The organism is Olleya aquimaris (assembly GCF_003259525.1).
GTDB classification, from domain to species: Bacteria; Bacteroidota; Bacteroidia; order Flavobacteriales; family Flavobacteriaceae; genus Olleya; species Olleya aquimaris.
Map to the genome: position 1 here is coordinate 580425 of NZ_QLLO01000001.1, position 13571 is coordinate 593995.

Genomic DNA, 13571 nt, shown 5'->3' on the forward strand with positions numbered 1-13571 from the left:
CATTTGGAGGTTTAACAGCAACAATTACATGATTACACACATACAAGGAAAGTTAGTAGAGAAGAATCCTACAGATGTCGTTATAGATTGTAATGGTATTGGTTATTTAATTAATATTTCGTTGCATACGTATTCTCAGATTCCAGATCAAGAAGCTTTAAAATTATACACACACCTTCAAATTAGAGAAGATGCACATACCCTATACGGATTTGCTTCATTAGCAGAAAGAGAATTATTTAGATTATTAATTTCTGTAAGTGGTATTGGTACAAATACAGCGCGTACCATGTTATCATCCTTAACGCCTAAGCAAATAAGGGAAGGAATAGCTACAGAAGATGTAGCTTTAATTCAATCTATAAAAGGTATTGGACTAAAAACCGCACAACGTGTTATTATTGATTTAAAAGATAAAATTCTTAAAATTTATGATATAGACGAAGTTTCTGTAAGTCAAAACAATACTAATAAAGATGAAGCGTTATCTGCATTAGAAGTTCTTGGTTTTGCCAAAAAGCAAGCTGAAAAAGTAATAGATAAAATTGTTGCTTCAGAGCCAGAAGCTAACGTAGAAACCATTATCAAATTAGCCCTAAAAAATTTATAATTTATTTTGAATACTAATCAACATAGCTTTTATAAATCTCAGAATTATTTTTTAATAACACTATTAGCATTATTTGTTTCTGTAACTTCTTTTGCTCAAGAGGGTAACCAAGTAGAACAAGATAGTACTAAAACAGGTTATAGTTTAGGGACTATAGAAATGCCCAACCCTTCAATTATTGAGTCTAAATATACTTATGACCCAGTAACAGATAGATATATTTATACAGAGTCTGTAGGCGAATTTAATATTAACTATCCAGTTATTTTAACGCCTCAAGAATATCAAGATTTAGTATCTAGACAAAATTTAAAATCATATTACAAGGATAAGATTGACGCTTATGATGGCAAAAAAGGAAATGCCAAAGAAGCTCAGAAAAATTTAATTCCAGAATTTTACGTCAACTCCAATTTTTTTGAAAGTATTTTTGGAGAAGGACCAATATCTATTGTGCCTCAAGGTACAGTAGAAATGGATTTAGGAGTCCTGTTTACTAAACAAGATAATCCTTCATTCTCACCAAGAAACAGACGTAACTTTTCTTTTGATTTTGATCAGCGTATCAGTTTAAGTATGTTAGGGAAAGTGGGATCTAGATTGCAAGTCACAGCAAATTATGATACACAATCTACCTTTGATTTTCAAAATTTAATCAAGTTAGAATATACACCAACAGAAGATGATATCATTCAAAAAATAGAAGTTGGTAATGTTAATATGCCAATTAATAGCTCTTTAATTTCTGGAGCACAAAGTTTATTTGGAGTTAAAACACAATTAAAATTTGGTAAAACAACTATAACAGGTGTGTTTTCAGACCAACGTTCTGATGCAAGATCTGTGGTAGCAGAAGGTGGTGGGACTTTAGACGAGTTTGAATTTTTTATTAGAGATTATGATGAAAATCGTCACTTTTTTTTAGCACAATATTTCCGTAATAATTACGACCAAGCACTAGCTAATTATCCTTTTATAAATAATAATATCCAAATTACCAGAATAGAAGTTTGGGTTACTAACAGAAGTAATCGTACAGAAAATGTAAGAAACTTTGTAGCCTTTCAGGATTTAGGAGAAACAGCTATTATTGGTAATCCAGGTGTTGCTGTATATGGTGGGCCTAACGCATTTCCAGATAATGGTAACAATGGTTTGGATCCAACAAATATTGGTAATGCAGGTTCGCAATTAACAGAAGAGGTAAGAGATATTGCAACAGTACAGAATGGAATTTTAATTTCTGGATTTAATGAAGGTTTTGATTATGCAAAACAAGAAAATACCAGAAAACTAACCCAAGGACAAGAATATACACTCAACACACAATTAGGTTACATATCATTAAATCAAAGATTAAATAACGATGAGGTTTTAGCAGTAGCCTATCAATATACAGTTGGTGGACAAGTGTTTCAGGTTGGAGAATTTGCTAACGATGGAATTGGAGCTACAGATGTAGATGTCAATAGTCAAGGTCAAGTAACTAGCGTCACTAATAATGCATTAGTCTTAAAATTATTAAAAAGTAGTATCACTAGTGTGTCTCAACCTATTTGGGATTTAATGATGAAAAATATTTATGACACTGGTGCTTTTCAATTAACTCAAGAAGACTTTAAACTTAATATTTTTTATAACGAATCTGCTCCTGTAAACTATATTACACCTGTAGAAGGTTCGCCATTCGGAGTAGATTTTGAAGGTAACCCAATAAGCGAAACAACGTTACTACGATTATTTAATCTAGACAGATTGAACTTTAATAACGACCCACAAGCTAATGGAGACGGGTTTTTCGACTTTGTTCCAGGAATAACAGTAATTCCTCAAAACGGAAAAATTGTATTTACTAAAGTCGAACCTTTTGGGCGTTACCTTTTCGATATTTTAGATAACGATGGTAACTCAGGAAACAATGCAGCAGATTATGAAGCAGATACCTACGCAAACCCAAACCAAGAAAAATATGTTTATGATTTACTGTACAAAGCTACTAAAACTGCAGCTTTAGACGAAGTAGAAAAAAATAAATTCCAAATAAAAGGACGTTACAAATCTTCAGGTGGAGATGGTATACCAATTGGAGGATTCAATGTGCCTAGAGGGTCTGTACGTGTCACTGCTGGTGGACGTGTGTTAGTAGAAGGTCAAGATTATACTGTTAATTATCAATTAGGAAGAGTATATATAATTGACGAAGGTCTTAAAGCGTCAAACATCCCAATTGAGGTTTCAACAGAAAACAACTCCATTTTTGGACAACAAACCAAACGTTATACAGGTATTAATGTCGAGCACCAGTTTAATGAAAACTTTGTGATTGGTGCAACATACCTAAACCTTAACGAACGACCAATAACACAAAAAGCAAATTATAATAGCGAGCCAATTAATAATACTATTCTTGGTTTTAATGCAAATTTTTCTTCAGAGTTACCTTTTTTATCTCGATTAGTTAATAAACTACCAAATATAGATACAGACGCACCATCTAATATTTCCGTTAGAGGAGATTTTGCTTATTTACTTCCAGGTGCACCAAAAGGAACCGATTTTAATGGAGAAGCAACCGCTTACATCGATGATTTTGAAGGCACACAAAACGGAATCGATTTAAAATCTGCTCAAGCATGGAACTTATCAAGTAGACCTTTAAATGTAAATGGTGTTACAACGTTTGATGATAACGGTATAGAAAATGGATATGGTAGAGCGATGCTTAACTGGTATACCATTGACCCTATATTTTATGGAAGTCAACGTCCTAGTGGTATTTCAGATGATGATATGTCAAGCTTATATACAAGTCGTGTGTTTGTTAACGAGCTGTTTCCAGAGCAAGATATTGCACAAGGTCAAACATCAGTATTAAACACTTTAGATTTAACATACTATCCAGACGAACGTGGACCATATAACTTTGAACCTGGAACAGAAAACGGAACTATAGCTAACCCACAAGATAGTTGGGCAGGAATTACAAGACAAATTACCTCTACAGATTTTGAACAAGCTAATGTAGAATATATCGAGTTTTGGTTACAAGATCCTTTTCAAGAAGACCCAAGTAACCCTGGAGGAAAACTTTATATTAATTTAGGAAACATCTCTGAAGATGTCCTAAAAGATGGACGTAAGCAATATGAAAATGGTTTACCTCAAGATGGTAATGTTAGTTTATTACCACAAACGGTATTTCAATCTGTAGTACCACAAAACCAAGCCTTAATTTATGCATTTGATACTACTGGACAAGAAAGAACCAATCAAGATGTTGGTTTAGATGGTTATGACGATGGTGAAGAAGCAGCAAACTTTCCATCAGGATTTTCTGGTTTAACAGATCCTGCTCAAGATAATTACAACTATTATTTAAATGCAGAAGGTAACTTGTTTGATCGCTATAAATTTTACAATGGTGTAGACGGGAATTCTCCAGATGCTTTTAGTGATACTAACCGTGGGTCAACTACGCAACCAGACGTAGAGGATGTCAATCGTGACAATACCATGAACACAATTGATAGTTATTTTGAATACGAAGTAGAAATCACACCAGCAACATTAAATATTGATAACGAATATATTGTTGATACCAAAAACGTAACCGATAATAACAATCCAAGAGTATTACCAAACGGAGATACCGCTTTTCCTAGATGGTATCAATTTAGAATTCCTATTCGTACAGATGATGAATTTGTGGTTAACGGAATTACAGATTTACGTTCTATCAGATTTACGCGATTATATTTAAACGATTTTCAGCAAAACACAACATTAAGATTTGGTACTTTAGAGTTAGTACGTAGTGATTGGAGACGTTTCCAATTAGCACTAGATGGTGGACCAACTCCGTTAGATTTTGATGATACAGCATTTACTGTTGGAGCTGTAAGTACACAAGAAAACGATGGTAGTTATGTGTCTCCTCCAAGCGTTGTACCAGAACGATTAAATAATAACAACACAATAGTTAGACAAAACGAACAGTCATTAGTAGTTGATGTATGCGACTTAAAAGCAAAGGATGCACGTGCTGTATTTAAAAACATAAGTGTAGATATGCGTCAATATAAAAAGATACGCATGTTTATGCACGCTAGGGATGGGGAAACACCTGGTTTGTCAGATAACGATTTAGTTGGTTTTATTAGAATGGGTAATGATTTGACCCAAAACTATTATCAAATAGAAGTACCTCTTCAAGTATATTCTGGTGGAGCCACTCCAGAAGCTTATTGGCCAGCAGCAAATGAAATTAATTTAGATTTAGAAATTTTACAACGTATTAAATCTTTAGGAATTTCTAACCAAACACTTACAGACGGAACTGCTAATTTTTACGATGTAGTCGGTAATGAATTGGTTCCTGTAGTAGACCCATTTGGTGATTATGTAGCAGGACAACAACGTGTTGCTATTAAAGGAAACCCTAATTTTGGAGATGTCAGAACTTTAATGGTTGGTGTTAAAAACGGAACTAACATAGAACAATGTGGAGAGGTTTGGTTTAACGAGTTACGTTTATCTGAATTAGAAAACGAAGGTGGTTGGGCAGCAATAGTAACTGTAGATACTCAATTAGCAGATTTTGCAAATGTTAGTGCTACCGGAAGAATGAGCACAGCAGGTTTTGGAAGTGTTAATCAAGGTCCAAGTGAGCGTAGTTTAGAAGACAGTAAACAATACGATGTTATTACTAATGTTAATGTTGGTCAGTTATTACCTAAAAAATGGGGAATTCAAATTCCGTTTAATTATGGTCAAGGTGTCGAAGTTATTACACCTAAATTTGACCAACAATATGAAGATATTGAACTAGACACACGTCTTAATGAAGCCGAAAATGACCTAGAACGAGATCAGATTTTAGAACAATCCGAAGAGTATACCAAACGTAAAAGTATCAATTTTATAGGTGTTAAGAAGAATAGAACAGGAGATAGCAAACCTCGATTTTATGATGTAGAGAATTTGACTTTAAACTATTCTTATAACAAAATGGAGCATCGTGATTTCGAAATTGAAAGATCGGTTGATAAGCAGGTTAGAGCAGGTGTTAATTATGCCTATAATTTTGAACCTAAGATTATCGAACCATTTAAGAAAAACGATTCGCTTTTTACAGGTAAATATTGGAAGTTTTTAAAAGACTTAAACTTTAATGCGCTTCCAGCAAGCTTTACCGTTAATACAGACTTAAACAGACAATTTAACCGTCAAAAATTTAGAGATTTAGATCTAACAGGTAATAATATTGGATTAGAAGAATTATATAGACGTAACTATACCTTTGATTACCAATATAACCTAAATTGGAGTTTAACTAAGTCCCTTCAAGTTAACTACTCATCATCCAACAACAATATTGTCAGAAACTATTTTAAAGATAATATTATAAATGGTGAACCAGACCCTTTACTAGATGTTTGGGATGGGTTCTTTGATTTTGGAGATCCAAACCGTCAGCAACAACAAATAGGTGTTAATTACGAGCTACCATTAAATAAAATTCCTGCGCTTAGTTTTCTGCAAGCAACCTATTCCTACTCAGGGTTATTCCAGTGGCAAAAAGGATCTGATTTATTTGGAAACCTAGTGGGTAATGATGGTAATACTTATAATTTAGGTAACACCATTTCTAATGGTAATACGCATAATATCAATTCAACTTTAGACATGAATAAGTTGTATAGATATTTAGGAATTACATCAAATAATAGAAGAGGAAATAAAATTGCCAGAGGGTCTAGAAGAACAGCGCCACCAACTGCAGCTAAAAAAGAAAAAGCATCTCCTGTTAAAAAGAAAGGTGATGGAATTGGGTCTAAAATTGGTAATGTAGGTATAAGTATCTTAACCTCTGTTAAACGTATTCAAGCGGTTTACAGTGAGACAAATGGTACATTTTTACCTGGTTATTTACAAACTCCAGGATTTTTAGGGACAGCAAAACCAACTATTGGGTATACTTTTGGAAGCCAAAGCGATGTTAGAGATTTAGCAGCAAGAAATGGATGGTTAACTGCATTCCCAGATTTTAATCAGCAATACACAACCAATCAAACCAAACAATTAGATTTATCGGCAAACGTAGAACCATTTAATGATTTTAAAATAGACTTGGTTGGATTTAGAACGTATGCAGAAAACTACACAGAAAACTATAGAGTAGAGGATGGTGAGTACATTTCTTTAACGCCAAATACCTTCGGAAACTTCAGTATTTCATCTTTTACACTACCTACAGCATTTGGTAAAAGTGACGAGTCAGGTTCTGAAGCGTTTGATAATTTTAGAGCCAACAGGTTAGAGATTGCTAGACGACTAGCAATTAAAAACGGAGCAGACCCTAACGATGTGGATGAAGATGGATTCCCTAAAGGATTTGGCAAAACAAGTCAGCAAGTCTTATTACCAGCGTTTGTTAGTGCTTATACTGGTCAAGATGCTAACAAAACCAAATTAGGAGCATTAAGAAGTATGCCAATTCCAAATTGGGATATTAAGTATTCTGGTTTTATGAAAATGAAATGGTTTAAAAAGAATTTTAAACGTTTTTCATTAACTCATGGCTATCGTTCTAGCTATAGTATTGGTCAGTTTAGAACTAATCTTGATTTTAACGGTATTGATTATGAATTAGATTATGATTCACAACCAAATGATGATATAGACCAAGCAGGAAACTTTAAAAGCGAAAAATTATATAGTAGTGTAACACTTACAGAGATGTTTAGCCCACTATTTCGTTTTGATATGGAAATGAAAAATTCAGTTAGAGTATTATTAGAAATGAGAAAAGACCGTATGTTGTCTTTAAGTTTTGATAATAATTTAATGACAGAAATTGCAGGAAATGAATATGTTGTTGGATTAGGTTACCGACTTAAAGACGTACGTATAAAATCTAATTTAGCAGGTCCAAAAAAATCTATTGTGTCCGATTTAATTATGTCTGCAGATGTGTCTGTTAGAGATAATAAAACAATTATAAGATATTTAGACTTAGATAATAATCAAATTACTAATGGACAAACCATTTGGGGACTTAAGTATAATGCAGAATATGCGTTTAGTAAAAACCTAACAGGAATTTTCTATTTTGATTACACCTTCTCAGAATATGCAATTTCAACTGCATTTCCACAAACAACTATTCGTTCTGGATTAACCCTTAGATATAATTTCGGAAATTAATAAGGCATTGTTTGAAATTAAGGTTCATTTAGATACATTTGTAGCTCACTTAAAAATTATATAATGAACATACCATCAGATTTAAAATATACTAAAGATCACGAGTGGATTAAAATTGAAGGCGACCAAATTACAGTAGGTATAACAGATTTTGCACAAAGCGAATTAGGTGATATCGTTTACGTAGAGGTTGAAACTTTAGACGAAACTTTAGAAGCAGAAGAAGTTTTTGGAACAGTTGAAGCAGTAAAAACTGTATCAGACTTATTCTTGCCAGTTTCTGGAGAGATTGTTGCATTTAATGACACACTAGAAGATGAACCAGAAAAGGTTAACACAGATCCTTACGGAGAAGGTTGGATGGTAAAGGTAAAAGTTTCAGATGTATCTCAATTAGATGGATTACTTTCTGCGGACGACTACAAAGCGCTTATTGGTGCGTAAACTGCTACCTGTTTTTAGTTTTGGTTATTCAATAGCTTTACTTGTATTAAGTTTAGTTACTGTAAAAGAGATTGCTGGTTTTCCTAACCAATCGGATAAAGTATTACATGTTTTAGCTCATGTTATTTTAACAGGTCTTTGGTTTTTAACACTAAATCAATTTTACAGAAAAGGTATAAATCAAGCAAAAACAATAGCTTTAGTTGTTTCTATACTATTTGGTATACTTATTGAAGTATTACAACACACAGCAACACAAAGTCGAGAAGCAGATTTTAAAGATGTTATTGCCAATATATTAGGTGCTCTCATAGCAGTGCTGCTAATTAATTTAATTATAAAAATGAAAGTTAAAAACTATTAATACTTTGTTTTTTTGACAAATAAATGGTTATTTTAGCATTCAGTTAATATTTACAGATATGGAATCTAAAAAAAATTCAAAAGCAGATGTAGGACGTAACAGTTCGTTATACATTGCAGTAGGTTTAGCATTAATGCTATTTTTAACTTACACAGGTCTTAACTATACAACTACAGATAAGTCTGATATTGATATTGGACAATTAGTTTTTGACGAAGACGATGATGATGATGTACCAATCACAGAGATATTAAATACACCTCCACCACCTCCAGCAGCTCCAGAAGTTATTGAGGTAGTAGAAGATGAAGAGGATGTTGAAGAAACTATTATCGAGTCTACAGAAACAACACAAGAAGAAGTTGTAGAAGTAGAAGTAGCAGATGTAGAAGTAGAAGAAGTAGAAGAAGATATCGATGTACCTTTCTCAATCATTGAAAATGTTCCAGTATATCCAGGATGTGAAAATGCAGGAAATAATGATGCTAAGAAAAAATGTATGTCAGAGAAAATTGGAAAATTTGTTAGAAAAAATTTCAACTCTAACTTAGCTCAAGATTTAGGACTAGATAGCGGTATTAAACGTATCAATGTTGGTTTTAAAATCGATAAAAACGGAAACATCGTAGGTATTCAAGCTAGAGCGCCACACCCAAAATTAGAAGCAGAAGCTAAGCGTGTGATTGCAAAATTACCAAAAATGAAACCTGGTAGACAACGTGGTAAAGCAGTAAATGTACCTTACGGACTACCAATTACTTTCAAAGTAGAATAATTATAATTCCATATAAATTAAAAATCCCGTTACAATTAAGTAGCGGGATTTTTGTTTTTGGTACGTTTATTGTGATTTCTTCATAACATTAACATTTAAACTATAGATATTATGAAAAATTCTAAAGAATTGCACAATCTCACTCGCCAAAATGAGAAAAACGTGCGAAAATCACAAAAACACGATGTAAATTTACAAAAAAACTCATCGCTTTACTTTCAGATTGGGTTAATTATGTGTTTACTGGCTACTTACGGGTCCTTAGAAATGCGTTTTGAAGAAAAATCGTATAATCTTTCTGAAAGAATTACAGACGACCCAGAGAAGGATTATTTGTTTGCACCAGTTTTTAAAGTAGAACCTGATGCTGTTACTACTAAAGAACCTTTACAGAAACAACCAGTACGACCAGACAATCCAACTATAGTTCCAGATGATACTCCAGATGCTAAAGTAAATAAAGATGATTTAGTATCTGATATTGTTCAGCCAACAAAACCAGAAGGTGAAAAATCTCCAGTAAATGAAGGGGATTTAGATATTAAAAAACCTGATGAAGAAATACATGTAAATTTTGTAGAGATGGTACCAATTTATCCTGGTTGTGAAAATGCTAAAAACAATGACCAACGTAGAAAATGTATGTCAGATAAATTAGCAGATTTAGTTAAAAATAAATTTGATAGAGACCTAGGAGAAAAACTTGGTTTAAAAGAAGGTATACAGCGTATTTATGTAAATTTTAGAATTAATAAAAATGGAGATGTTGAAATTATTAATACACGTGCACCTCACAAAAATTTAGAAAAAGAAGCAAATCGTGTGGTCGATAAAGTTCCGCAAATGAAACCTGGTAGACAAGGAGGTGAACCTGTATCAGTTTTATATTCTTTACCTATTGTATTTCAAGTTAAATACTAACATAAAATATAGAATAATTAAAGTCGTTGTCTTTTAAAATAGCGACTTTTTCTATGATAAAGCGTTTAAAAAAAAGCAGTATCTTTCAGCAAAATTTAAACCTCAAACTAAATATGAAGACTTTCATTTTAGGATTATTATTAATTTGTTCTGTTTTTACCTACGCACAAGACACAACAATTTATCAAGTGTCACCTCGTTTCGAAAATTGTAAAGAGACAGATAACAATCAATTACATAACTGTTTTAATCAAGAAGTTTATAATACAATCTATTCAGAATTTAAACTTCCAGAAACTATTAAAGCCGACTTTAAAGGAGATATTTCTATAGTATTTGAAGTTACCAAAGAAGGAGAGTTTAAAACCATTTATGTTGATGCACCAGCTAAAGAATTAAAAGAAGAAACTATTAGGGTTTTTTCGGCTTTTCCTAAAATAGAACCTGCTACTTACAATGGTAATCCAACGTTTAAACAATACAGTATGGTATTGTATTTTCCGTTAAACGAAAAAAACAGACCAAGTAATCTACCAGCTATTTCAACAAATGCAAATAATGAAATTGTAGAAAAACAAAATGAGATTGAACAGCTTACAGCTTTACAACAAAAAGCAAAACAAGAGTTTGATAGTGTGCAACAATCTATGTTAAAGTACACTAATAAAGCTTACACAAGTCAAGTTAATATTCCGTTTTCTCATGAAAACTATTTTAGGTTCGATCAAGATATTAACCGAGTAGGAACCAATAGCCATACAGCATCAAAACCTTATTTGTATGAAGATGTTGCAAATTACTACGATTTTTCAGCAGAAAACCAATCTTTAAAAAAAGAGGCACAAACGTGGGCAGGACGCAAATTATGGAATGAGCATTTAGTGCAATTACAGGGTAAAGATTATTGGTTTACTATAGATCCCATTTTTGATTTACAATTAGGAAAAGATACAGATGCAGATTTTGGAAGTACGTATAATAACACACGTGGATTGTATGTACAAGGTGGTTTAGGTAGTAAACTTAGCTTTTCGGCTTCGGTATATGAAAATCAAGGACGTTTTGCACAATATTTTAACCAATATGCAGAGAGTTTAAAAGCGTTTGGACCAGATCCAGCAATTATTCCTGGACGTGGAATAGCTAAACGATTTAAAGAAGACTCTTACGATTATCCAGTAGCTGAAGCCTATTTATCCTATTCGCCAACTAAGTTTATGAATATCCAATTTGGACATGGTAAACAATTTATAGGTGATGGTTATAGAAGCTTACTACAAAGTGATGTGGCAAGTCCATATCCCTTTTTAAAACTAAATACTAAGTTTTGGAAAATAAAATATACTAATACTTGGACATGGTTAAAAGATGTACGTGACGAAGCTACTGTAGATAAGGCATTTAGAACAAAATATATTGCCAATCATTATTTAAGCTGGAATGTGTCCAAACGTTTTAATTTGGGATTATTCGAGTCTGTTATTTGGGAAAACACAAACGACAGAGGGTTTGATGTCAATTATTTAAATCCTTTGATATTTTTTAGAGCTATCGAGTTTGAAACTGGTCAAGGTGCAGGAAATGCTATTTTAGGGGCTTCTGCTAAATACAAGTATAACGATAATGTTAATGTTTATGGTCAATTTATTTTAGACGAATTTTCTCTTAGCGATGTCACTGGTGGTAAGAAAAGCTGGAAAAATAAATTTGGGTTTCAATTAGGAGCAAAATGGTACGATGCTTTTAAAGTGAAAAACTTAATGCTTCAAGCAGAATATAATCAAGTACGACCATATACTTACTCGCACAATACTATTGTGTTAAATTATGCGCACAACAATCAGCCTATGGCGCATCTTTGGGGAGCTAATTTTAGAGAGCTAGTTCTAATAGGACGTTACCAAAAGGATCGATGGTTTGGAGAAGCAAAACTAATAACAGGAGTTAGAGGGTTTGATGTTAATGATGGAGCCGATAACTTTAGTTATGGAGGAGATATTTTTAGAGATTATAACGATAGACCATTTGATGAAGGAGTAAAAATAGGTCAAGGTATTAAAACAACGTCTGTCAATGCAAGCACTCAATTAGGTTATTTGGTTAATCCTGCATCTAACTTAAAAGCATTTGTAAATGTAAGCTATCGCAATTTTAATCCTGAAGTAGAAACAGTTTCGGTATTTAATAATAGTACCGTTTGGATTAACTTTGGAATTAGAACCGATTTGTTTAATTGGTATTTTGATTTGTAAGTTAAAAAACACTCTTTAAAAACCATAAGCTAAAAACCTTGTGGTTTTTTTATGCTAAATTCCTTTTTAGCAGTATCTTTGCACCAGCAAAAAAATGACGTTGGTTTGAGTACGACAGCAACACCTACAATAAAGCACACAGCACTATCAGATTTTAAAGAAATCACAAAAATGCGCTTATCTCTAAGCGTCGTGTTTTCATCGGTTGCTGGTTATTTTTTAGGAGCAGATACCATCAGTTTTAAAATTGTTTTATTACTAGCTTTAGGAGGTTATTTTATGGTTGGTGCTAGTAACGCTTTCAATCAAATTATAGAAAAAGATTTGGATGCCTTAATGCATCGCACCAGAAACAGACCAGTTGCTTCTGGACGTATGAGTGTTAATACAGCATTTGCAATTGCTTGTGTTTTTACCATTTTAGGAATTATCATACTGTACACCATTAATCCACAAACAGCCATGTTTGGTGCGATTTCCATATTTTTATATACAAGTGTTTACACGCCTTTAAAAACCAAAACGCCCTTATCTGTATTTGTTGGTGCTATACCAGGAGCTATACCGTTTATGTTAGGTTGGGTAGCTGCAACAAACGATTTTGGAATAGAGCCAGGTACGCTATTTGCGTTGCAATTTTTCTGGCAGTTCCCACATTTTTGGGCTATTGGCTGGTTTTTGTACGAAGACTATAAGCGTGGAGGCTTTTTTATGTTGCCTACAGGCAAGCAAGATAAAGGAACAGCTATACAAACCATATTGTATACTATTTGGACCATTCTAATATCCATTGTTCCGGTTTTTGGAATTACTGGACAATTAAAATTATCCATAGTTGCAGCAATTGTTGTATTTAGCTTAGGACTAGTTATGTTGTATTATGCGATTTTACTCTATAAAAAAATGACTGAAAAAGCAGCAAAACAATTAATGTTGTCAAGTGTATTGTACATCACATTGGTGCAAATTGTATATGTAATAGATAAATTTATAAGATAA

General features: G+C 32.9%; 8 protein-coding genes. All 8 read left to right on the top strand.

Annotated elements, in window-relative coordinates:
* Window positions 1-28 precede the first annotated feature (28 nt).
* The 8 genes from ruvA to cyoE all read left to right on the top strand — a co-directional run bounded on the left by ruvA (window position 29) and on the right by cyoE (window position 13571).
* The gene (gene ruvA, locus LY08_RS02520) at window positions 29-610 is read left to right on the top strand and encodes a Holliday junction branch migration protein RuvA (protein WP_111658854.1); all 582 of its coding nucleotides are present in this window, start codon (window positions 29-31) and stop codon (window positions 608-610) included.
* Window positions 611-616: 6 nt separating this feature from the next.
* A complete protein-coding gene (sov, locus tag LY08_RS02525) occupies window positions 617-7816 on the top strand; it encodes a T9SS outer membrane translocon Sov/SprA (protein ID WP_245907538.1) in 7200 nt (2399 codons plus the stop codon).
* 63 nt (window positions 7817-7879) lie between these two features.
* Window positions 7880-8260: a glycine cleavage system protein GcvH gene (gene gcvH / locus LY08_RS02530; protein WP_111658855.1), complete on the top strand. Its 381-nt coding sequence runs from the start codon at window positions 7880-7882 to the stop codon at window positions 8258-8260.
* Entirely contained in the window at window positions 8253-8624 is a 372-nt protein-coding gene (locus LY08_RS02535; RefSeq protein ID WP_158526723.1) for a VanZ family protein, read from the top strand. Before gcvH ends, LY08_RS02535 begins: the two co-directional genes overlap by 8 nt.
* Window positions 8625-8682: 58 nt before the next feature.
* Window positions 8683-9399, top strand: a complete 717-nt coding sequence (locus tag LY08_RS02540; protein WP_111658857.1) for an energy transducer TonB — start codon at window positions 8683-8685, stop codon at window positions 9397-9399.
* Window positions 9400-9510: 111 nt separating this feature from the next.
* Window positions 9511-10320 carry an energy transducer TonB gene (locus LY08_RS02545; protein WP_111658858.1) on the top strand — a complete coding sequence of 270 codons (810 nt, stop codon included), beginning with the start codon at window positions 9511-9513 and terminating at the stop codon, window positions 10318-10320.
* A 113-nt stretch (window positions 10321-10433) separates the two neighbouring features.
* The gene (locus LY08_RS02550) at window positions 10434-12572 is read left to right on the top strand and encodes a gliding motility protein RemB (RefSeq protein ID WP_111658895.1); all 2139 of its coding nucleotides are present in this window, start codon (window positions 10434-10436) and stop codon (window positions 12570-12572) included.
* A 51-nt stretch (window positions 12573-12623) separates the two neighbouring features.
* Complete coding sequence (cyoE, locus tag LY08_RS02555; RefSeq protein ID WP_111658859.1) at window positions 12624-13571, top strand: heme o synthase; 948 nt, start codon at window positions 12624-12626, stop codon at window positions 13569-13571.

Coding starts and splice junctions, on each gene's coding strand:
- ruvA (WP_111658854.1), top strand. CDS start 29: ATGATTACACACATACAAGGAAAGTTAGTAGAGAAGAATCCTACAGAT.
- gcvH (WP_111658855.1), top strand. CDS start 7,880: ATGAACATACCATCAGATTTAAAATATACTAAAGATCACGAGTGGATT.
- LY08_RS02540 (WP_111658857.1), top strand. CDS start 8,683: ATGGAATCTAAAAAAAATTCAAAAGCAGATGTAGGACGTAACAGTTCG.
- LY08_RS02545 (WP_111658858.1), top strand. CDS start 9,511: ATGAAAAATTCTAAAGAATTGCACAATCTCACTCGCCAAAATGAGAAA.
- LY08_RS02550 (WP_111658895.1), top strand. CDS start 10,434: ATGAAGACTTTCATTTTAGGATTATTATTAATTTGTTCTGTTTTTACC.
- cyoE (WP_111658859.1), top strand. CDS start 12,624: ATGCTAAATTCCTTTTTAGCAGTATCTTTGCACCAGCAAAAAAATGAC.